At 62.8% G+C, this 20,404-nt stretch carries 27 protein-coding genes; 18 read left to right on the top strand and 9 right to left on the bottom strand.

Annotation, left to right across the window (positions count from 1 at the left end; translation table 11 throughout):
- Positions 1 to 12: 12 nt before the first annotated feature.
- Entirely contained in the window at positions 13 to 675 is a 663-nt protein-coding gene (locus NKI06_RS14295; RefSeq protein WP_488494584.1) for an arylesterase, read from the top strand.
- Positions 676 to 946: 271 nt separating this feature from the next.
- Complete coding sequence (gene thpR / locus NKI06_RS14290) at positions 947 to 1,543, top strand: RNA 2',3'-cyclic phosphodiesterase (protein ID WP_023683839.1); 597 nt, start codon at positions 947 to 949, stop codon at positions 1,541 to 1,543.
- On the opposite strand, the gene NKI06_RS14285 is transcribed toward thpR, so the two are convergent.
- Positions 1,447 to 1,968: a low molecular weight protein-tyrosine-phosphatase gene (locus NKI06_RS14285; RefSeq protein ID WP_352712950.1), complete on the bottom strand. Its 522-nt coding sequence runs from the start codon at positions 1,966 to 1,968 to the stop codon at positions 1,447 to 1,449. The genes thpR and NKI06_RS14285 overlap by 97 nt on opposite strands.
- A 104-nt stretch (positions 1,969 to 2,072) precedes the next feature.
- Between NKI06_RS14285 and NKI06_RS14280 the strand changes: the two genes are divergently transcribed.
- The 5 genes from NKI06_RS14280 to NKI06_RS14260 all read left to right on the top strand — a co-directional run bounded on the left by NKI06_RS14280 (position 2,073) and on the right by NKI06_RS14260 (position 5,476).
- Positions 2,073 to 2,369, top strand: a complete 297-nt coding sequence (locus tag NKI06_RS14280) for a 4a-hydroxytetrahydrobiopterin dehydratase (protein ID WP_352712952.1) — start codon at positions 2,073 to 2,075, stop codon at positions 2,367 to 2,369.
- Positions 2,370 to 2,488: 119 nt separating this feature from the next.
- Entirely contained in the window at positions 2,489 to 2,851 is a 363-nt protein-coding gene (locus NKI06_RS14275; RefSeq protein ID WP_023687669.1) for a YkvA family protein, read from the top strand.
- A gap of 314 nt (positions 2,852 to 3,165) precedes the next feature.
- Positions 3,166 to 3,669 (top strand): invasion associated locus B family protein, encoded by a 504-nt coding sequence (locus NKI06_RS14270; protein ID WP_023671718.1) that lies wholly within the window; start codon positions 3,166 to 3,168, stop codon positions 3,667 to 3,669.
- 110 nt (positions 3,670 to 3,779) lie between these two features.
- Positions 3,780 to 5,012 (top strand): dual-specificity RNA methyltransferase RlmN, encoded by a 1,233-nt coding sequence (gene rlmN, locus NKI06_RS14265; RefSeq protein WP_023671717.1) that lies wholly within the window; start codon positions 3,780 to 3,782, stop codon positions 5,010 to 5,012.
- The gene (locus NKI06_RS14260) at positions 5,009 to 5,476 is read left to right on the top strand and encodes a hypothetical protein (RefSeq protein WP_023683838.1); all 468 of its coding nucleotides are present in this window, start codon (positions 5,009 to 5,011) and stop codon (positions 5,474 to 5,476) included. The genes rlmN and NKI06_RS14260 overlap by 4 nt, the downstream gene beginning before the upstream one ends.
- Here the strand turns inward: NKI06_RS14260 and NKI06_RS14255 are convergent.
- On the bottom strand, positions 5,448 to 6,089 hold the full coding sequence (locus NKI06_RS14255; RefSeq protein WP_352985855.1) for a LysE family translocator: 642 nt from the start codon (positions 6,087 to 6,089) through the stop codon (positions 5,448 to 5,450). The genes NKI06_RS14260 and NKI06_RS14255 overlap by 29 nt on opposite strands.
- Positions 6,090 to 6,278: 189 nt before the next feature.
- Here NKI06_RS14255 and NKI06_RS14250 point away from each other — a divergent pair, with 189 nt between their 5' ends.
- The 3 genes from NKI06_RS14250 to NKI06_RS14240 all read left to right on the top strand — a co-directional run bounded on the left by NKI06_RS14250 (position 6,279) and on the right by NKI06_RS14240 (position 8,465).
- The gene (locus tag NKI06_RS14250; protein ID WP_352985877.1) at positions 6,279 to 7,502 is read left to right on the top strand and encodes an argininosuccinate synthase; all 1,224 of its coding nucleotides are present in this window, start codon (positions 6,279 to 6,281) and stop codon (positions 7,500 to 7,502) included.
- Between the two features lie 144 nt (positions 7,503 to 7,646).
- Complete coding sequence (locus tag NKI06_RS14245; protein ID WP_352460998.1) at positions 7,647 to 7,955, top strand: hypothetical protein; 309 nt, start codon at positions 7,647 to 7,649, stop codon at positions 7,953 to 7,955.
- 45 nt (positions 7,956 to 8,000) lie between these two features.
- Positions 8,001 to 8,465: a hypothetical protein gene (locus tag NKI06_RS14240; RefSeq protein ID WP_023687664.1), complete on the top strand. Its 465-nt coding sequence runs from the start codon at positions 8,001 to 8,003 to the stop codon at positions 8,463 to 8,465.
- A 100-nt stretch (positions 8,466 to 8,565) separates the two neighbouring features.
- On the opposite strand, the gene NKI06_RS14235 is transcribed toward NKI06_RS14240, so the two are convergent.
- Complete coding sequence (locus tag NKI06_RS14235; RefSeq protein ID WP_023671711.1) at positions 8,566 to 9,363, bottom strand: lytic murein transglycosylase; 798 nt, start codon at positions 9,361 to 9,363, stop codon at positions 8,566 to 8,568.
- Between the two features lie 293 nt (positions 9,364 to 9,656).
- Here NKI06_RS14235 and NKI06_RS14230 point away from each other — a divergent pair, with 293 nt between their 5' ends.
- The 7 genes from NKI06_RS14230 (at position 9,657) to NKI06_RS14200 (ending at position 16,258) form a co-directional block, all read left to right on the top strand.
- Positions 9,657 to 10,754, top strand: a complete 1,098-nt coding sequence (locus tag NKI06_RS14230) for a zinc-binding metallopeptidase family protein (RefSeq protein ID WP_023730269.1) — start codon at positions 9,657 to 9,659, stop codon at positions 10,752 to 10,754.
- Between the two features lie 62 nt (positions 10,755 to 10,816).
- A complete protein-coding gene (locus tag NKI06_RS14225) occupies positions 10,817 to 11,416 on the top strand; it encodes a DUF1236 domain-containing protein (protein ID WP_023671709.1) in 600 nt (199 codons plus the stop codon).
- A gap of 148 nt (positions 11,417 to 11,564) precedes the next feature.
- Positions 11,565 to 12,515: a CPBP family intramembrane glutamic endopeptidase gene (locus NKI06_RS14220; protein WP_352656412.1), complete on the top strand. Its 951-nt coding sequence runs from the start codon at positions 11,565 to 11,567 to the stop codon at positions 12,513 to 12,515.
- Positions 12,516 to 12,898: 383 nt separating this feature from the next.
- The gene (ffh, locus tag NKI06_RS14215; RefSeq protein ID WP_023706766.1) at positions 12,899 to 14,485 is read left to right on the top strand and encodes a signal recognition particle protein; all 1,587 of its coding nucleotides are present in this window, start codon (positions 12,899 to 12,901) and stop codon (positions 14,483 to 14,485) included.
- Between the two features lie 7 nt (positions 14,486 to 14,492).
- Positions 14,493 to 14,819 carry a chorismate mutase gene (locus NKI06_RS14210; RefSeq protein WP_023671706.1) on the top strand — a complete coding sequence of 109 codons (327 nt, stop codon included), beginning with the start codon at positions 14,493 to 14,495 and terminating at the stop codon, positions 14,817 to 14,819.
- A gap of 104 nt (positions 14,820 to 14,923) precedes the next feature.
- Positions 14,924 to 15,325, top strand: coding sequence for a 30S ribosomal protein S16 (rpsP, locus tag NKI06_RS14205; RefSeq protein ID WP_023671705.1), 402 nt, complete (start codon positions 14,924 to 14,926; stop codon positions 15,323 to 15,325).
- Positions 15,326 to 15,412: 87 nt separating this feature from the next.
- Complete coding sequence (locus NKI06_RS14200) at positions 15,413 to 16,258, top strand: acyl-CoA thioester hydrolase/BAAT C-terminal domain-containing protein (RefSeq protein WP_352985852.1); 846 nt, start codon at positions 15,413 to 15,415, stop codon at positions 16,256 to 16,258.
- Between the two features lie 87 nt (positions 16,259 to 16,345).
- On the opposite strand, the gene NKI06_RS14195 is transcribed toward NKI06_RS14200, so the two are convergent.
- The 3 genes from NKI06_RS14195 to NKI06_RS14185 form a co-directional block, all read right to left on the bottom strand.
- The gene (locus NKI06_RS14195) at positions 16,346 to 16,609 is read right to left on the bottom strand and encodes a YMGG-like glycine zipper-containing protein (protein WP_023683830.1); all 264 of its coding nucleotides are present in this window, start codon (positions 16,607 to 16,609) and stop codon (positions 16,346 to 16,348) included.
- Between the two features lie 153 nt (positions 16,610 to 16,762).
- Entirely contained in the window at positions 16,763 to 17,290 is a 528-nt protein-coding gene (locus tag NKI06_RS14190) for an SRPBCC family protein (protein WP_352985850.1), read from the bottom strand.
- Positions 17,291 to 17,304: 14 nt separating this feature from the next.
- A complete protein-coding gene (locus NKI06_RS14185; protein ID WP_023687655.1) occupies positions 17,305 to 17,715 on the bottom strand; it encodes a DoxX family protein in 411 nt (136 codons plus the stop codon).
- Between the two features lie 357 nt (positions 17,716 to 18,072).
- Here NKI06_RS14185 and NKI06_RS14180 point away from each other — a divergent pair, with 357 nt between their 5' ends.
- Positions 18,073 to 18,480: an ACT domain-containing protein gene (locus NKI06_RS14180; protein ID WP_023671700.1), complete on the top strand. Its 408-nt coding sequence runs from the start codon at positions 18,073 to 18,075 to the stop codon at positions 18,478 to 18,480.
- On the opposite strand, the gene NKI06_RS14175 is transcribed toward NKI06_RS14180, so the two are convergent.
- The 3 genes from NKI06_RS14175 to NKI06_RS14165 all read right to left on the bottom strand — a co-directional run bounded on the left by NKI06_RS14175 (position 18,396) and on the right by NKI06_RS14165 (position 20,383).
- Positions 18,396 to 18,935, bottom strand: a complete 540-nt coding sequence (locus tag NKI06_RS14175) for a GNAT family N-acetyltransferase (RefSeq protein ID WP_023814782.1) — start codon at positions 18,933 to 18,935, stop codon at positions 18,396 to 18,398. The two genes, NKI06_RS14180 and NKI06_RS14175, sit on opposite strands and share 85 nt — an antisense overlap.
- A gap of 180 nt (positions 18,936 to 19,115) precedes the next feature.
- Positions 19,116 to 20,150 carry an aspartate-semialdehyde dehydrogenase gene (locus tag NKI06_RS14170; RefSeq protein WP_023671698.1) on the bottom strand — a complete coding sequence of 345 codons (1,035 nt, stop codon included), beginning with the start codon at positions 20,148 to 20,150 and terminating at the stop codon, positions 19,116 to 19,118.
- A 107-nt stretch (positions 20,151 to 20,257) separates the two neighbouring features.
- Complete coding sequence (locus NKI06_RS14165) at positions 20,258 to 20,383, bottom strand: hypothetical protein (RefSeq protein ID WP_023671697.1); 126 nt, start codon at positions 20,381 to 20,383, stop codon at positions 20,258 to 20,260.
- Positions 20,384 to 20,404: the final 21 nt, after the last annotated feature.

Raw genomic sequence — 20,404 nt, 5'->3', positions numbered from 1 at the left:
GGGGCCTGCCACATGTCTTTCAAACGCAAGATATCTTTCAAACGCTTGAATGCCGCAGGGCTCGTCCTTTTCGTCACCCTTTGCGGCGCCATTTCGTCCGTGCGCGCCGAGACGTTCACCATCGTCGGCTTCGGCGACAGCCTGATGGCCGGTTTCGGCCTCGGGCCTGGCGATGGCTTTACCGACAAATTGCAAGCTGCGCTGCGCGCCAAAGGCCATGACGTCACCGTCGCCAACGCCGGCGTTTCAGGCGACACCTCGAGCGGCGGCTTGGCGCGGCTTGACTGGTCGGTGCCGGATGGGACAAGGCTGGTTATCCTCGAACTCGGCGCCAACGACATGCTGCGCGGCGTCTCGCCCAGCATTACGGAAAAGAACCTGGACGACATGCTGGCGAAGCTGAAAGCGCGCAAGATCGCGGTGCTTTTGGCCGGCATGCGCGCCGCTCCCAATCTCGGCGCCGACTACCAGAACGCCTTCGATGCGATCTATCCAAAGCTTGCCGCGAAATACGATGTGCCGCTCTATCCGTTTTTTCTCGATGGCGTCGCCGGGCAGTCCGGCCTGCAGTTGGAGGATGGCCTGCATCCCAATCCGAAGGGCGTCGCAGCGATGGTCGAGCGCATCCTGCCCGCCGTGGAGAAGGCGATTGCGGCAGTTCAGGGTGGCGGTTGAACGCCGGCGTGACGAGAATAACACGCGGCGATCATTTTGACCGGTGTGGCCAAAAAGGACATATAGCCTCCAAAAGGAGGGTCATATGGCCATTATCATCAAGAGAGAGGACGCTGTTCGCCTCGCGCGAACTTTGAAACAAAAGACCGGGCTGCAGAGGGCCCGGGGTCGCCTGTTCGTAAAAATGCCTGCAACCAACAAACCACTTGCCCCGTTTGACTATCGATGATTCGCTAGGGGCACAGTTCGATTCGAGGAAGGGAGGCTCACCATGCCGCGTCTTTTCACCGCCCTCGAAATACCGCGTGACGCCGCTCTTTCGCTGTCCCTGCTCAGGGGCGGCCTGCCCGGAGCCCGCTGGATCGATGTCGAAAACTACCATCTGACGCTGCGCTTCATCGGCGACGTCGAAGGCCATGTCGCCGACGAAATCGCCAACGCACTCGACCGGGTGCACCGCCCATCCTTCTCGCTCACCCTGTCCGGAGTTGGCGCGTTCGGCCAGAAGAAGCCGCACGCCGTCTGGGCCGGCGTCTTCGCCTCGCCCGACCTTTCGGCGCTGCAAGGCGAAATCGACCGCATCTGCCAGCGGCTCGGCCTGCCCGCCGACCCGCGCAAGTTCACCCCGCATGTTACGCTGGCACGCTTGCGCAATTCGAGCCCGCTCGACGTCGCCCAGTACCTGTCGGCGCGCGGCAATTTTTCGACGCTGCCGTTTCGCGTCGGCCGCTTCGTGCTGATGTCGTCGCGCGATTCGGTCGGCGGCGGTCCCTACATTGTCGAGGAGGCGTGGCCGCTCTCCGGCGTCGACGCCCGCGCCACCAACCTCGTCGCCAGCGCCTCGGACGCTTCGCGGATCATGCGGTAGACCGAAGCGAACGCTTCGGCCCCGCCATAATAGGGATCCGGCACGTCGCGGGTTTTGCCCTGCGCAAACTCTGCCAAGAGATGAATACGTTCGCGCGCACCGGCCGGCGCCAACGCCTTGAGGTCGCGGACATTTTGCCGATCCATGCCGAGGATCAGGTCGAAGCGCGAAAAATCCTCCGGCCTGACCTTGCGTGCCCGCTGCCCTGATATGTCGAGGCCGTGGCGGGCCGCAATCGCGATCGAGCGCGGGTCGGGCGCTTCGCCGAGGTTCCAGCCGCCGGTCGCCGCAGAGTCCAGCACAATATCGTCCAGCACCATGTCGCGGCCGCGTTCCGGGGCGCGAAACACGCCTTCGGCCAGGGGTGAGCGGCAGATGTTGCCGAGGCAGACGAAGAGTATGGAATTTATCGGCTTTACGCTCATTCGATATGCGCCGTTCGTGCATTTGGAAGCCCAAAACGCAAAGGACTTTTGGGCGACTTGCATTATGGTGAGGGTCGATAACTGGGATAGCACGGGAAATCATCATGACGAGAGAGAAACTCAGCAAGGACGCCATCGCCGCCGCACTGGCCGAACTGCCTGGCTGGTCGCAGGCAGCCGATGGCGCCTCCATCAAGCGCAGCTTTGTCTTCAAGAATTTTTCCGAAGCCTTCGCCTTCATGACCCGCGTCGCGCTGGCCGCCGAGAAGATGGACCATCATCCCGACTGGTCGAACGTCTACAAGACTGTCGACGTGACGCTCAACACCCATGATGCCGGCGGTGTCACCGCGCTCGACATCGCGCTGGCCAAGAAGATGAATGGGTATGCAGGCCGCTGAACGCTGGGGCGGCAACGCCAAATCGGCGCCATCCTCTTGCAGTGGACCGGGACTTTCACCACATTTTCCGTGGCGGCCGCGCGCAACGCGTAGCGCGACGGCCGGCAAGGAGAGGATTGATGGCGCAGCAGCCCGGTTTTGATTTCTTCGGCTTCGGCAGCAAGCTCGGCGACGAGAGTGAAGTGCGCGCCAAATTCTGGCGCACGGCCAAGAAGGCCGCCCGGCAGATTCCGTTCATGGAAGAGGTCGTTGCCGGCTATTATTGCGCGCTCGACAGGAAGACGCCTTTGCGTGCCAAGGGCATATTGCTGGCAGCGCTTGGCTATTTCGTGCTGCCGGTCGATGTCATACCCGATTTCGTCTTCGGCCTCGGCTTCACCGACGACATCGCCGTGCTGACCGCCGCGATCTCCGCGGTAAGCGCCCATATCACCCCTGCGCACCGCAAGGCCGCCAAGGAGGCGATCGCCGACAAGAGCTGAATCGGCGTCGCGTTGGCAACTGGGTTCAGAAGAAATCCTCCGCTCAAACAGGACGATAGCGGCTTGGCTTCGGGTTCCGCTGCGGCCGTTCGAAAAGTCAAACTCTTGCCGCTTTCGTGGCCTCCAAGTCGCCGCAGGGACATTGCGAAAGCCGTTTTTTCAAGAAGCGGCGCGGAAATGGCGGTGGTTTCCATGGGTGAATGTCCTTTTCCAAGGGAAATTCACCGTTTGGTAACCCAGATTAAATCAAAATGAAGCGACGGGCAGGACGCCAAGCCGGCCTGCCCCGCACCATTTGGAATACGGGAAAAGCGATGCGCGGATTGATTGCACTAGTCTCGAGCCTGGTCCTGGTGGCTTTTGCCGCGCCGGCGCTGGCGCAGCAGGCGACCAAGATCGGCCAGCACAATGCCTGGGGCACCTACAGCTACCAGGCGCAGGGCGGCAAGGTCTGCTATGTGCTCACCGTGCCGACCGACAAGCAGCCGCCGACGCTCGATCACGGCGACATGTTCTTCTTCGTCAGCCAGCGGCCGGGCCAGCAAGTGTCCTACGAGCCGCAATTCATCGCCGGCTACACATTCCAGGAAGGCTCCAAGGCCACCGTCACCATCGACAAGAAGACGTTCTCGATGTTCACCCGCGGCAAGTCGGCCTGGGTCGAGAACGCCGCCGAAGAGCCGGTGCTGATCGCCGCCATGAAGACCGGCACCGACATGAAGGTCTCGGCGAAGTCTGGCCGCGGCAATCCGACGACCTATGTGTTTTCGCTGAAAGGCATCTCGGCCGCGCTGACGTCGATCGCCAAGTGCAAGTAGGCTAGCGCGGTTCCCGCCGCATGACTCTCGCCGCAACCTGTGCTATGCGCCGCGCTTCTTTTCGGCACGATGGATGAAATCGGCCGCAATTTGCTTATATTGGCGCTGATATGACCCTTTCCTTCGATCTCACCACTGAGGGCGCACGCGACGCGTTGCGCGCTCGCGCCACGCCCGAGAAGCCGTCGCTGATCGGCCTGACCCGGGCCGAGCTCGGTGAAGCCCTTGTCAGTGCCGGCATCGTGCCCGAGCGCCAGGCGAAAATGCGCGCCCAGCAGCTCTGGCACTGGATGTATGTGCGCGGCGTCTCCGATTTTGCCGGCATGTTCAACATCTCCAAGGATCTGCGCGCCGAACTCGACAAGCATTTTACCGTCGCCCGGCCCGAAATCGTCGAGGAGCAGATTTCCTCCGACGGCACGCGCAAGTGGCTGTTCCGCTTTCCGCCGCGCGGTGCCGGCCGTCCCGTCGAGATCGAGACCGTCTACATCCCCGAAGAAGGCCGCGGCACGCTCTGCATCTCCTCGCAGGTCGGCTGCACGCTGACCTGTTCGTTCTGCCACACCGGCACGCAGAAGCTGGTGCGCAATTTGACGGCGGAAGAGATCCTGGCGCAATTGCTCACCGCCCGCGACCGGCTCGGCGATTTCCCCGACCGCGACACACCCGACGGCGCCATCGTCCCTGCCGAGGGCAGAAAAGTCTCCAACGTCGTCATGATGGGCATGGGCGAGCCGCTCTACAATTTCGAGGCGGTGAAGAAGGCGCTGCTGATTGCCTCCGACGGCGACGGACTGTCGCTGTCGAAGCGCCGCATTACGCTCTCGACCTCCGGCGTGGTGCCCGAGATCTTCCGCACCGGCGAGGAGATAGGGGTCATGCTGGCGATCTCGCTGCACGCCACCAATGACGATCTGCGCGACCTGCTTGTGCCGATCAACAAGAAGTATCCGCTGAAGGAACTGATCGAGGCCTGCCGCGCCTATCCCGGCCTGTCCAACGCCAAGCGCATCACCTTCGAATATGTGATGCTGAAGGACGTCAACGATTCCATCGAGGACGCCAAGGGGCTGATCAAGCTGCTCAAAGGCATTCCAGCCAAGATCAATCTGATCCCGTTCAACCCGTGGCCGGGCACCAACTATCAGTGCTCGGACTGGGAGACGATCGAGAAATTTGCCGACTACATCAACAATGCCGGCTATGCCTCGCCGATCCGCACGCCGCGCGGCCGCGACATCCTGGCCGCCTGCGGGCAGCTCAAATCCGAATCCGAACGCATGCGCAAGGTCGACCGCCTGGCGCTGGAAGCCATGATGATTGCGGGGCATGGCGAGGCGTGAGCCGCCTCTTCGCCTATATCCTCCGTTTCGCTGTCATCCTGTTCGGCTATGTCGTCGCCTCATTGGCGGCGAGCGCCTTTCTCAACGTGTTGTTCCTGGCTTCCGTCGGTTATATGCCGGACGATGCGCACCCAGCGGCGGCCGCGGCGCTGTATTTTTCGATCCCGTTCGTGGCGCTGTTTGTCGCCTATTTCGCTTTCATACCGGCGGTGGTCGCAATCCTGATCTCCGAGGTCCTCAGCCGCCGCGACTGGCTGTTCTATGCACTCGCGGGCGGCTTGGTGGCCGCGGCCTTCCTCGGCTTCGTCCACCAGAACGTGGATTTCGACGTCACCAAACCGCGCGCCATCGCCGCGGTGATCGGCTGCGGCATGGTCGGCGGCATCTTCTACTGGCTAAGCGCCGGCCGCTGGGCCGGAAGCTGGTGGCAGGCCGCTACTTCGCCTGAGCGGTCAGGATCTTGAGCGCGAAGGCCGAAAACACACCGGCAAAGAGATAGTCTACCGCCCGCGTCACCCGCGGGCTGGCCTTCATCGCCGCCGAAAACCTTTCCGCGGCAAAAACCATCGGCGCCGTCACCGGGATCGACAGCACGATGAACATGAGGCCGAGGAAGAACAGTTTTCCCGGCGCGTTCGGATCGTGAGCCGAGACGAACTGCGGCAGAAACGTCATGAAGAACAGGATGATCTTCGGGTTGAGCAGGTTGACGCCGAGTCCGGCGGCCCAGCTGCGGAACAGCGAAATCTGTGGGCCATTCTTCTTCTGCGGTGAAAACGCCGAGCCCTTGGTGATCGCCTGCCAGGCCAGGAACACCAGATAGGCGGCGCCGAAGATTTTCAGCACCAGGAAGGCCATCGGCGAGGCGACGATCAGCGCCGAGATGCCGACCGCCACCAAAGTTGTATGGATCAGCGTGCCGAACAGAGCACCCGCCAGCGAGGCAAAGCCGGCGGCGCGGCCCTGGCTCAGTGTGCGCGAGACGAACAGCGTCATATCCGGTCCTGGCGTGATCGCCAGGATCATGGTGGCGATGGCGAACTGGATCAGCGTTGTGGTGTCGGGAATGAAGGACATCGGTGGCCCCTGGCGAATGATCGTCGGTCTATAACGCAGCCTCCCCGCTCACGCCAGCAACTGGCTGGCGTGGCATCTGGTCCAGTGGCTGCGGCAGCCGGAGCCCGTTCATCCCTTGCGCTGGCCGGAAATGCCGTGATACCTCGCCCGCGAAACTCATCGCGCGGAACCGCCAAAATGTCCCCAGCAATGCCCAAGACAAAAGACGTCAAGAAGGTCGTGCTCGCCTATTCCGGCGGTCTCGACACCTCCATCATCCTGAAATGGCTGCAGACCGAGCTCGGCGCCGAAGTCGTCACCTTCACCGCCGATCTCGGCCAGGGCGGCGAGCTGGAGCCCGCGCGCAAGAAGGCCGAGATGATGGGCATCAAGGATATCCGCGTCGTCGATGTCCGCGAGGAATTCGTCGCCGACTTCGTCTTCCCGATGTTTCGCGCCAACGCCGTCTATGAAGGCACCTACCTGCTCGGCACCTCGATCGCCCGCCCGTTGATTTCCAAGCACCTGGTCGAGATCGCCCAGGAGGTCGGCGCCGATGCCATTGCGCACGGCGCCACCGGCAAGGGCAACGACCAGGTGCGTTTCGAGCTGTCGGCCTATGCGCTGAATCCCGACATCAAGGTCATCGCGCCGTGGCGCGACTGGTCGTTCAAGTCGCGCACCGACCTGATCAACTTCGCCGAGCAGCACCAGATCCCGGTGGCCAAGGACAAGCGGGGGGAGGCGCCGTTCTCGGTCGACGCCAACCTTCTGCACTCCTCTTCCGAGGGCAAGGTGCTGGAAGACCCGTGGAGCGAGCCGCCGGAATTCGTCCATCAGCGCACCGTCTCGCCGATGGAGGCGCCGGACAAGGTCACCGAGATCGAGATCGAATTCTTGAAGGGCGACCCGATCGCGCTGAACGGCAAGAAACTGTCGCCGGCCGAGATGCTGACGGCGCTTAACGATCTTGGCCGCGACAATGGCATCGGCCGGCTCGATCTGGTCGAGAACCGCTTCGTCGGCATGAAATCGCGCGGCGTCTACGAGACCCCCGGCGGCGCCATCCTGATCGTCGCCCACCGAGCCATCGAATCGATCACGCTCGACCGCGGCGCCGGCCACCTCAAGGACGAGTTCATGCCGCGCTACGCCGAGCTGATCTACAACGGCTTCTGGTTCTCGCCCGAGCGGCTGATGCTGCAGGCGATGATCGACAAGAGCCAGGAAGACGTCGAAGGCACGGTGCGCCTGAAACTCTACAAGGGCAATGTCATGGTCACCGGCCGGAAGTCCAAGAAGACGCTCTATTCCGACGCGCTGGTCACCTTCGAGGATGACCGCGGCGCCTACGACCAGAAGGACGCCGCCGGCTTCATCCGCCTCAACGCGCTGCGGCTGAGAACGCTGGCCGCGCGCAACCGCAAGGGTTGAGCCCAACTACTATTCCAGGAAAACCCGGCGGAGATGCCTGGTTTTATTTGCGCCAACTATTGCAAAAGACGTACCCGCCTTTTAATGCTTGATATTTGCGCAGCCGTATCTAGCCTCTCATCATGATCGATGGGGGCATTTGACATGAAGCCGTGGTTTTTAGTGTTGCCTGCAATGGCCGCCATGCTTGCCGGTTGCCAAACCGGACAGGAGCAAGTGAGTGAGTATCCCAAGGCGGCGTACGAGCGCTGCATCAGCAAGGTGGCCATATCGAACATATCGGCCAAACACGAGATCGCCGCTTTCATGGGCGTTTCCCTGGAACGCATGCCGCCTTTGCTATGCCGGCGCCTTGTCGATGCCATGAAGAGCGGCCGGCTGACCTTCTCCGACATAAACCGCCTCCAGTTCGACCAGTCCACGGACATCTGGAAGGTCATCAAAGGCGATTGACAGCGGTCCGATCTAAATTACGTGCTGGACAGAGGAAGTTCGACAATGAAGACCAGTATTTTTCTCTTGCTTTCGGCCGCAATCGTCTTTGGCGGATCGCAGGCCCTGGCAGCACCGCAGTTGCGCACCTGCAAAAGTTTTGACGGCCCCTTCCAGATTCCCGCGTCCCAGAAATGCCCGTTAAGCGGCTACGCGCATTCCGACCAACCGACCTCGGTGGACATTAAAGGCAGGCCAAAGGCTGCCACGCGCGCCAAGACGACACGGGCGTCCAACTTGCGTAGCTGCAATGGTTTTGACGGCCCCTTCCAGATTCCCGCGTCCCAGAAATGCCCGTTAAGCGGCTACGCGCACGCGGACCAACCGACAGGAGTGGACATTAAGGGCAGGTCAAGGGCGAAAGCCACCGCGCCGCGAACGTCCAAGTACCGCAACTGCAGCGGTGTCGATGGCGCCTTCCAGGTTCCCATCTCCCAAAAATGCCCGTTGAGCGGCTACGCGCATTATTGAGAGCAGTGTGCAGGAGTCGTTTCGAGCGATTCGATTCTGACGTTCTCATTAACAAAGAGCCCGGCACATGGCCGGGCTCTCCATCGAATAGAGGTTTCTATCAGCCGCCGTCGATCGCGTCGGCGATCTGGGCGATGGCCTGCTGGTAGACGCTGGCGGAATTCCAGCCGGCGATGGCCCCCATATTCGCACTCGCGCTCGCACCCGCCCGCCAGCCATGAGCCTTGAGAAAGTTGGCCGTCGAAGCCAAGGCCGTCGCCTTGTCGCGCAGATTTCCGTTGCCGACGCCATACTTCAGGACATTGCCGGGCAGGAACTGCGTATGGCCGATCTCGCCATGCGCAGCGCCGACCGACGAGGCGCTCAGCGCGCCGCGATCGACCAGCTTCAGCGCCGCAATGGCATGCGGGTAAAAGAAGCCCGGGCGACGGCAATCATAGGCAAGCGTCAGAATGGCGGAGACCGTGTTCTGGTTGCCCAGGGAGGCTCCGAAGCCGGTTTCCATGCCCCAGATGGCCAGCAACACGCCCGGCGACACCCCGTAATTGCTCTCGATCCTGTCGAACATCGCTGCATTCGACTTCTTCAGCGCACGGCCCCTGGAAATGATCGCAGCTCCGCCACGACGCTTCATGAAGGCGTCCACCGAACCGCTGAACGCCTTGTGGATGGCGCGGTCGACGGAGATTGTCTTTGTCGCGTAGCTGGCACCGGCTAGAGCAGCCAGACCCTTCCCGCCGACACCTTCGGACCTGGCCTGCGCGGCAAAGTCCTGCTTCCACGCCTCGAAGCCCGCGCCGGTCTTGCCGCAGCTGGCCGCCGCCTGCGCGCCCGTCGCCAGCGCAAGTACCGCGACCACCGCGGCAGCAATAATCTTTCCCTTGGCAAGCAATGCCATGCTTTTTCTCCTGATTGCCTGAATCACGTCCCGGTTGCGAACTTGCCAGCGAAACGCGCCATTGTCACCGTACCCCCGGCGCTACCCTGGCCAATGCAGCGGAATTTGCTTACGATCAAGTGCTTATTGTGGCCGAAACGCCCGGTGCCGGGCAGGCGAATTCGCTGCTCGGGTAAAAAGAGGTGACGGGGGCATGGAACGGCGGCCCGTGGCGGGCGTTTGGGCGAGGCGCCGCTCCGCATCATATTCCTCCTCTGACGCCATACGCCAACGCCTGACGCATCGAGATCGACATGAAACTGTTCGACTGCCCGCATTGCGGCCACCGCCTCTACTTCGAGAATGCGCAGTGCCTGAACTGCGGGAGTCTCGTGCTTTACGATCCCGAGCATGCGCGCTTTGCCTTGTCTGACGTCGACGGCATCTTCCACTGCACCAATGCGGATGAATGCGCCTGCAACTGGATGGCCGAACCGGGTCATACCTACTGCCGCGCCTGCGTGCTGAACCAGCTGATCCCCGACCTCTCCGTCGACGGCAACCGCCGCCGCTGGATTCGCGTCGAGGCGGCCAAGAAGCGCGCCGTCTATTCGCTGCTCGCCTTCGGCCTTCCGGTCGCGCCCAAGCACAAGCACGGCGACGAAATCGGCCTCGCCTTCGACTTCATTGCCGATCCGATCGGCGGCGGTCCCGGCGGCGAACGCATCCTTACCGGCCACGACAACGGCCTGATCACGCTCAACGTCGCCGAGGCGGACTCGGCCGAGCGCGAGCGGCGTCGCGTCGAGATGGGCGAAAATTACCGCACGCTGCTCGGTCATTTCCGTCATGAGCTTGGCCATTACTACTGGGACCGGCTGATCCGCGACGAGCCGCAACGGCTCGATGCCTTCCGGGCGCTGTTCGGCGACGAACGCCCCGACTACGAGCAGGCGCTGAAGGCCTATTACGCCAATGGCGCTGCGCCCGACTGGCAGCAGAACCACATCTCCGCCTATGCGACGTCGCATCCATGGGAAGACTGGGCCGAGACCTGGGCGCACCATCTCCACATCACCGACACGCTGGAGATGGTGCACGCGCTGAATTTTCCACTCGGCCAGCTTGAGACGATGGAGACCAATGTGCTGCCGCAAGGCGACACCGGCGGCCGGTTGCAGGCGGCGCCCGCAGAACCTGACGCCGTGCCCGAGCCGTTCGAAAAGATTCTCGCCCGCTGGCTGGTACTCTCGGAAGCCTCCAACTCGATCAACCGCTGCATGGGCCTGCCCGACCTTTATCCCTTCGTCATTTCGGACGTGACGGCGCAGAAACTCAGCTTCGTGCATGAGCTTTTGACCGGTTTGCCGAAAGAAACCGGAACAAATCGTGAGCTGGCGTCGGTATTTTAGCCGGAACGCATGCGTTCTGGTTTCGTTTGGTGTCGCGAGGGACCATGAAAGGGAGAGAAACCATGAGACGCATATTGTTTCCGGCCGTCGCCGGGGCGCTTGTCGCGATGTCGGGTGCGGCACTCGCCGATACCGCCGTCTCGGCCGTCACCGATCTTAATGTGCGCGCCGGCCCCGGCCCGCAATATCCTGTGATCGGCGTGCTCGCCGCCGGCCAGTCGGCGACGCTCAATGGCTGCATCGAAAACAGCAAATGGTGCACCATTGCCGAAGCCGGAGGCCAGGGCTGGGTCTATTCCGACTATGTCACGGCCGATTTCGGCGGCAACCGGGTCGTTCTGACACGCCGCCCCGCCAACGCCGCCATCACCGTGGTTACACCGCCGCAGGATGATTATCCCGATACCTATACCGGTGCGATTCTGTCCGACGACGGCCCCGTCGACGCCATCGACAGGCCACCGGCGGAAGTCGGCACCTATGTCAGCACGCACCGGCTCGATCCGGTCTATCTCGAGGGCGAGGTGGTGACCGGTGCTACCTTGCCCGACACGGTCGAACTGCGCGAAATCCCCGACTACCGCTACCGCTACGTCTATGTGAATGGCCAGCAGGCGCTGGTCGACCCGCAGACACGGCGCATCATGTACGTCGTGCGCTGATTTTGCCTGGAAAGAATGACAAGTGAACTAGTGCCGCCCTCCTGCCGAGGCTGAGGGCGGCACAAGGGCTCGCTGAACAGCAGCAATTGCGCGAAAGCCGACGATCCCATAGATCATGCGACCCGATGCGTTCGGCAGAGGAACTCGCGTGATATCAGATCCAACCGCCTTCGAGCGCTATCGCAACACGGCCACCGATAAGACGAACCTGCCGCGGCTGATAATCGGAACGGCGGTCGTCGTCCTGTTCTGGGTGGCGATCACCCTGGTTGTGGTGCTTGGCGGCACCTATGTCGCCATCATCTGGCATGTATTGCCGGGCGATCCGCGCGGGCCGCTTCAGGGTTTTCTGGCCTCGCCCATCGGCATACTCACCGCACTCACCTCGTTTGCCGGCATCTGGCTCGGCCTCTGGCTTGCCATGCGTTTCGTCCATGGCGAGCCGCTCTCGGCGCTTTTCGGCGCCAGCCGCCGCGTGTCCTTGTCGGGCTTCGTCAAGGGCCTGATCGCGGTGCTGATCACATCGGCGCTTTCCGAACTCCTGCTCTATTGGCTACAGCCCGAAATCGCCCGCGGCACGATCAACCTGTCGACCTGGCTGCTGTTCCTGCTCCCGATCGTGGCGCTTACCCTGCTGCAGACCTCGTCCGAGGAGATGCTGTTTCGCGGCTATCTGCTGCGCGGCCTGGCCAAGCGCTTCGAGAGCCCTTACGTGTGGGCGCTACTGCCCGCTTTGCTGTTCACCTCCTTGCATTGGAGCCCGGGCTCGACCCCTGCCATCAACGCCTGCGTGCTGGCCTCGATCGCCGCCTTCGCCTTGCTGTTGACGCTGGTGGTTTATGTCACCGGCAATCTCGGCGCCGCCTTCGGCGCCCATCTCGGCAACAATCTCACCGGCTTCCTGCTGATCTCGCATCAGGAGAACTACAATTCCTTTGCCCTGTTCAACGCCAAGCCGCTGGAAGGTCCGGACTGGACGACGACGGATGCCGTCATCATCGCCGCCATCGGTATCGTCTGCACCTTGCTGACGATCCTGCTGCTTCTGCACCCGCGCTCGCCGCTGAAGGTTACGGCCGACCCTCGGGGTGCAGGGTGAACTAAACAGGGACCGATCCAGAGACCGGGAGGCCGCCCTTGTCTTGACTCTTCGGCCGATTTCCTGTCTACAGCCCCGAAATCCGCGACGAGTATCCCTCTGAGCAAGCCGACCAGGACGCCAAAACCTTTTGAGGTGGGTGCTGTAAACAGATCCTGGAGGCCAACACCCGGCAGCGCTGAGCGCCCCCGGGTGCTTTTTGGTTTTGAGCTTTGCTTGGATGAGCGGCGCGAACGCACTACCTCTCGGGCACCATCGGGGTGCCTGAGAAAAAGGAAACGGAATGTTTGAATCGCTGCAGGAGCGCACAAGAGGCGTGGAGGGCCATCGGCCCGACAGGGATCACCATGAATCCGAGGCGCTCTCGCGCGGCGGGTTGACCAATGTTTGAATCACTTCAGGAGCGCCTTGGCTCCATCCTGAACGGCCTGACCGGCCGCGGCGCGCTGTCGGAGGCTGATGTCTCGGCGGCGTTGCGCGAGGTGCGCCGTGCGCTGCTCGAAGCCGACGTTGCGCTGGAAGTGGTGCGTTCCTTCACCGACAAGGTGCGCGAGAAGGCCGTCGGCGCGGCTGTCGTAAAGTCGATCAAGCCCGGGCAGATGGTCGTCAAGATCGTCCATGACGAGCTGGTCGACATGCTCGGCGCCGAGGGCGTCGCCATCGACCTCAATGCGCCGGCGCCGGTCGTCATCATGATGGTCGGCCTGCAGGGCTCCGGCAAGACGACGACCTCGGCCAAGATCGCCAAGCGCCTGACCGAGCGCCAGAACAAGAAGGTTCTGATGGCCTCGCTCGACACGCGGCGGCCCGCGGCACAAGAGCAGCTGCGCCAGCTCGGCGAGCAGGTCAAAGTCGCGACGCTGCCTGTCATTGCCGGCCAGAACCCGGTCGACATCGCCAGGCGCGCCGTCCAGGCAGCCAAGCTCGGCGGTCATGACGTCGTCATCCTCGACACCGCCGGCCGCACCCATATCGATGAGCCGCTGATGGTGGAGATGGCCGACATCAAGAAGATGTCGAGCCCGCACGAAATCCTGCTGGTCGCGGATTCGCTGACCGGCCAGGACGCCGTCAACCTTGCCAAAAGCTTCGATGAGCGCGTCGGCATCACCGGCCTGGTGCTGACTCGCATGGACGGCGACGGCCGTGGCGGTGCCGCGCTTTCGATGCGCGCCGTCACCGGCAAGCCGATCAAGCTGATCGGCACCGGCGAAAAGATGGACGGGCTGGAGGAATTCCACCCCAAGCGTATTGCAGACCGCATCCTCGGCATGGGCGACATCGTCTCGCTGGTCGAAAAGGCCGCCGAACACATCGACGCCGAGCAGGCGGCGGCGATGGCCAAGAAGATGCAGTCGGGCAAGTTCGACCTGAACGACCTTGCCGGCCAGCTTCAGCAGATGTCGAAAATGGGCGGCATGGGCGGCATCATGGGCATGATGCCCGGCATGGGCAAAATGAAGGACCAGATGGCCGCCGCCGGCCTCGACGACAAGATGTTCGGCCGCCAGCTCGCCATCATCTCGTCGATGACCAAGGCCGAGCGCGCCAATCCGGACATGCTGAAACATTCGCGCAAGAAGCGCATCGCCGCCGGCTCAGGCACGGATGCGGCCGAGATCAACAAGCTCTTGAAAATGCATCGCGGCATGGCCGACATGATGAAGGCGATGGGCGGCAAGGGCAAAGGCGGCGGCCTGATGCGCGGCATGATGGGCGGCCTTGCCTCCAAGATGGGCCTCGGCGGCATGATGCCGGGTGGCCCCGGCGGCATGATGGGTGGCGGCATGCCCGACCTATCCAAGATGGATCCCAAGCAGCTCGAAGCCTTGCAGAAGCAGATGCCCGGCCTTGGCGGCATGAAGGGCCTGCCCGCCCCGAGCGGCGGTGGCCTGCCCGGTCTGCCCGGCGGCATGAAGCTTCCCGGCCTTGGCGGCGGTGGTCTGCCCGGCCTCAGCAAGAAGAAGTGAGGACGCTATGAACGAAGAAAAAGACATGGCCGACGCACGCACCATCCTGGCCGGCTATCGCGCCTCGATCGACAACATCGACGCCGCCCTCATTCATATGCTGGCCGAGCGCTTCCGCTGCACCAAGGCGGTCGGCGTGCTCAAGGCCGAGCATGGCCTGCCGCCCGCCGACCCGGCGCGCGAGCAGGAGCAGATCACCCGCCTTCGCCAGCTGGCGAAGGACGCTCATCTCGACCCCGATTTCGCGGAAAAATTCCTCAACTTCGTCGTCCGCGAAGTGATCCGCCATCACGAGCAGATCGCCGCGTCCAACGGCGCAAGCAAAACCGGCTAACAAAGTGCATGTCGCCCAAAAGTGCGCAGCGGTTTTGGGACAACGACCTGCACCAGACAAAGCCATTAACCCAACACTGAAATCAGAAATTTAGGAGAAATGAAATGCCCTTGAAGATCAGACTGGCCCGTGCGGGCTCGAAGAAGCGCCCTTACTACCACGTCGTCATTGCCGACGCCCGTTCGCCGCGCGACGGCCGGTTCATCGAGTCGATCGGCTCGTGGAACCCGCTGCTGCCCAAGGACGGCGAGCGCGTCAAGGTCGACGCCGACCGCGTCAAGCATTGGCTGTCGCACGGCGCTCAGCCGACCGACCGCGTGCTGCGCTTCCTCGATGAGGCCGGCCTCCTCAAGCGCGAAGCCCGCTCCAACCCGAAGAAGGCCGAGCCCGGCAAGAAGGCGCAGGAACGCGCCTCTCTGCTGAAGAAGGCCCAGGAAGACGCTGCCGCCGCCGTTGCCGCCGCTGCTGCAGCCCCGGCCGAAGCGGAAGCCGCCACCGCCGAATAAGCATCGCGTCATCGCATCGACAAAACGGCGGGCCTGTGCCCGCCGTTTTGCTAATGTGCGGCGATGTCATATGCGTTCGAACGAAAGATGACTGAGCGGACCGTCACGGAAGAGACCCTTTTCGGCGGCGTAGCCGGAACGCTGTTGCGATGCGCCGGCGCCACGACAGGCGTCGTCGTGCTCAGCGGATCGAGCGGCCGCATCGACGTCACCCGCGCCCGGCTCTTTGCCAAGGAAGGAGCATCCGCTCTCGCGCTGCAATGGTTTGACGGCGAAGGTCAGGTGCCCGGCATTTGCGAGATCCCGCTCGAAACGTTTTTCGCGGCGACCGACTATCTTGTCCAGATGGGATGCCGGCGCATCGTCTATGTCGGGGCCTCGAAAGGCGCCGAGGCCTCCCTGCTTGCGGCGGCTCACGATCCACGCATCGGCCTCGTGGTTGCGATCAGCCCGACATCGGTGGTCTGGGGCAATATCGGGCCGGGCCGCGACGGCGTCAGCTGGCCGGAACGATCGTCGTGGACGCTCGAGGGGATTCCGTTGCCGTTTGTCCCAAGCAATCCCGCTTGGAACGCTGAGTATGTCGATGGTCTGGTGTCCTACCGGGGGCTCTTCCTGCGTGCCTTGCAAACCTTCAAGGACGCAGCGGCCAAGGCTGCCATTCCCGTCGAAGCTATTTCAGGCGACATTGTTCTGGTTGCGGGCGGCGACGACGCGCTATGGCCATCGCTGGATTTTGCCCAGTCGATCGTTCGGCGTCGCCAGGACACCGCAATGACCACCTGCCTCGTCTCAGTGCCCGACGCCGGCCACCGCATTCTGCTGCCGGGCGAAATCACGCCGCGCTCGAGGCTGCATGCCCATGGCGGGAATGACGACGCCGACACGCGCCTGGGCCGCCTGGCTTGGGAGCATATCCGGGGATTGCTGTAGCGCAGGCAGCCATGGTCCAGCTGCCTTGGGCAACAGCGAAACCGGCGATCTATAGCCGCCGGTTTCCGATGTTGGACCTGGCTGTGTTCAATAACCGTCGGGGCAGCTGGCGATATAGGTGCGCCCGTTGCGGCCGCGGTAGCGACATTGACCGCTTTCGCTGGCACGGCCGATCAGCGCGCCGGCTACGGCGCCGACGGCGCCGCCGACGACGGCGCCCTGAACCGGATCATTTGCCACAGCTGCGCCAACCGCCGCGCCGCCGAGACCGCCGACCGCGGCACCCTTTTCGGTTTGCGAGCACGCACCCAGCGCGGTCGCCAGTACCAGAATGATCATCGCTTTTTTCATTGTCGTTCCTCTCTCACGCGGATCGCCGTCCTCGCCGCCACGGCTCTAACTCCCAGACGGCTGATTTGATCCCGATGACGTGAGAGATCGCGGTGTCCGCGCCGGTCACATTCGTGCCGACCGCCGCCGAGCTTGTTGAAAATCCAGGCTTTTCTACTTTTCGGCTGCCTTTTTCAGATTGGCGAGGCCAGCCTCGAAATCCTTGCCGATCAGCGTATCGAAACTGATGAACAGGCCCATCAGCTTGGCAATGAAGGGCCGGTTGCCGCGCATTGCCCAGGTGACAGCGGTGGTGTCGCCCGAGGGCTTCAGGGTGAAGTCCACGCTGTTGCTGGCCCGGAACGGCTTCTCGAAGTCGAGCTTCAGCGACACCAGCGAGGATGGCACGGAATTGACGATCTCCATGCGTCCCTTGCCGGCCTTGGCATTGCCTTCCCAGGCGTAGGCGGCGCCCTTGCCGGCATCAGCGCCCGACAGCGTGCGCTTCATCAGCGGGTCGAGCTTTTCGTAGGGTGACCATTCCGGCCACTGCTTGAAATTGTTGATCAGCGGAAAGATCGCTTCCGGCGCGGCCTTGATGCTGGCGGTGCGGGCGGTGACGAAATCATTCGACCTCGTCGCCGCATAGATGAGCACGGCGGCGATGATGACGACCAGGAGGATGAGAATGGTGCTGAGCATGTTTTTCTCCTCGCTTAACGGCTGAACGGGATCAGGGCGCGCACGCTTGGGTCGCGCAGATAGAGACCGCCCCACAGGATGATGCCGAGATAGACGCTAAACAGCGTGTGCGAAAACAACGGGCTGCCGACGCGCATATTTGTGGCGATGGCGCCGCCGAGATAGCCGGTGAGCAGGATGGCGCCGAGCACCGAGGTGCGGGGCAGCGCATAGAGCGCGGTCGAGATCAGCCCGATAATGCCGAGCGTGCGCGCGACATTGACATCGGCCGGCCAGCCGAGCGGCACCATGGTCTGGGTGACGACATCGAGCGGCGGCAGCTTGATGACGCCGTCGAAGATCATGAACAGGATGATGAGGCCGCTGAGCACGCGGCCGGTCCACAGGGCGCCCGATGAGACGGGCATGGTTTGAGAAATACTCACGGGTGTTCCCTCCTAAGCGGTTCGAGCCGTTTGCTGGCTTCGGACCAAGGACGAGCGATGGGGCGGCGATCCTACAGGGTGCGGATTCTTTTTGGGTAGCAGCAAGCAAAAGCCGCTGCGTGGCGATCCTTCACACCCCCCTCTGGCCTGCCGGCCATCTCCCCCGCAAGGGGGGAGATTACACGCTCGACCGCTTCGGCAATGTTCCATGAATGAGCGGAGCATCGAAACCGCCGATCTCCCTGCTTGCGGGGGAGATGCCCGGCAGGGCAGAGGGGGGCGCTGTCCCTCCACCTTGACGGACTATCGACATCCACCAGTCACGGCTATTGATAGGGCTGGGCGAGAGACGAGCGAATGGCCGGCGAGACTGATCTGAAAAAGCTGCTGGCGGCGATGACGCCGGAACTGCTGCCGGACGTCTACGTGTTCGCTACGCTCACACCTGGAATCAGCCGGCAGGCAGGCCTCGATCCCGTGATGGTCTTTCGCGAGCGCGAGGGTGTGACACTGATCGTGACCGAGGACGCGGCACGGGCGGCCGGGCTGACCGCTTCGTTCCGCTGCCGCATGATCACCCTGAACGTCCACTCCTCGCTGGAAGCCGTCGGCTTCCTCGCCGCCATCACCGCCCGGCTGGCCGCCGCCGGCATGGGCGTCAATCCGGTCTCTGCTTTCTATCATGACCATCTGTTCGTGCCCGCTGAGCGGGCCGAGGAAGCGATGGAGTTATTGCGCCAACTGGCCAAGGATAACGCCGGCTGAATATCAAGCCGACGCACGTAGAGAATATCCGGCAGGCCTTCTTCGTTGGTGGTGCCCGCGCCGAACGCCTCGGGGCGAAAGCCATGGCGCTCGTAGAAGCGACGCGCGCCGGTGTTGCCCTGGAAGCAATGCAGTTTAACGATCCGTAGCGCGGCGGTCGCTTGCACCAGCAGCCGGCTGCCGATGCCTTGCCCAATCCAGGCGGGGTCGAGATAGAGCTGTTCCACCCAATCGCCGCTCAGGGCAATGAAGCCGACAATGCCGGTGCCGGCCTCGGCGACCGTCACCTGCTGCCGGGACAGCACGATCTCGCGGATGAAGGCAAGATCCTCATCCGGCGTGTGGATGACCGGCATCCAGGAGAACGAGCCAAGTGCGGCCCGCATGACAATGGCGATGGTCGCGGCATCCAAAGCCGTGGCGGGTCGCAGCACGATTTTGGTGGGATCGTTCAAAGGCGTTTCTCAACAGAGGTCAGCGCTGCCCTCATCCCCCTGCCGGGACCTTCTCCCCGTGAACGGGGAGAAGGAAGGCTTCGGCCGAAGGCCGAGCCCGCGACTGCGGGCCGCCGGCTTTCCGGCGCCCCCGCGGAGGGCCCGCCGCGGCAGCGGCGATACGGCCCGTGAGCGAATAAACTATGCCGCCTTCTTCTTCGGCTGGATCAGGCCGCGCTCGACCAGAAGCTCGGCGATCTGCACCGCGTTGAGCGCCGCGCCCTTGCGCAGATTGTCGGAGACGATCCACATCGACAGGCCGTTGTCGATGGTCGAATCCTCGCGGATGCGCGAGATGAAGGTGGCGTCCTCGCCGGCCGATTCCAGCGGCGTGATGTAGCCGCCATCCTCGCGCTTGTCCAAGACCTGGCAGCCCGGCGCCTCGCGCAGGATATCGCGCGCCTCGTCGGCGGTGATCGGCTTTTCGAACTCGATGTTGACGGCTTCGGAATGGCCGATGAACACCGGCACGCGCACACAGGTCGCCGTCAGCTTGATCTTGGGGTCGAGCATCTTCTTGGTCTCGGCGACCATCTTCCACTCTTCCTTGGTCGAGCCGTCGTCGAGGAAGACGTCGATATGCGGAATGACGTTGAAGGCGATGCGCTTGGTGAACTTCTTGACCTCGACGCCATCGGCGACGAACACCGCGCGGGTCTGTGTAAAGAGTTCGTCCATGCCTTCCTTGCCGGCGCCGGATACCGATTGATAGGTGGCGACGACGACGCGCTTGATGGTGGCGACATCGTGCAGCGGCTTCAGCGCCACGACCAGCTGCGCCGTCGAGCAGTTCGGATTGGCGATGATGTTCTTGCGGGTGAACAGCGAGATCGCATCCGGGTTCACTTCCGGCACGATCAGCGGCACGTCCTGATCATAGCGGAAGGCCGACGAGTTATCGATGACGACGCAGCCCTGCTTGCCGATCTTCGGCGACCACTCCTTCGAGACGTTGCCGCCGGCCGACATGATGCAGATGTCGGTGTCGGAAAAATCATACTGGTCGAGCGTCTTGACCTTCAGCGAACGGTCGCCGAACGACACTTCGGTGCCCTGGCTGCGCCGCGAGGCCAGCGCCACGACTTCGCTTACCGGAAAGCCGCGCTCTTCCAGTATGTTGAGCATTTCGCGACCCACATTGCCCGTGGCGCCGACTACCGCAACCTTGAAACTCATCAGAAATCTCCTGTCCCTCTCCGCTTGGTTTTTGGAGAAAACCCGCCGGCCAATGCGGGTTCCGTCCCCCGGACCGGACCCGGGAGAGGGTGGTTAGGCCAAGGGAATCACACCGTGGTGGTGGTTTTTTTGGCCATGGTTTTGCTGGAACGGTAAGACGCGCCGACGCGCCCGGCCCCATGATTGTGGCCGGGGAAGTCGAAGGCAAGAAGAGCCATCAGAAGGCCGCGCATCGAAAATGATCCCGTTCGATG

It is taken from the genome of Mesorhizobium sp. M0772, assembly GCF_040320135.1.
Taxonomy (GTDB): domain Bacteria; phylum Pseudomonadota; class Alphaproteobacteria; order Rhizobiales; family Rhizobiaceae; genus Mesorhizobium.
Note: the sequence above shows the minus strand (reverse complement) of the source record. Positions and strands in the feature narration are given on the sequence as shown.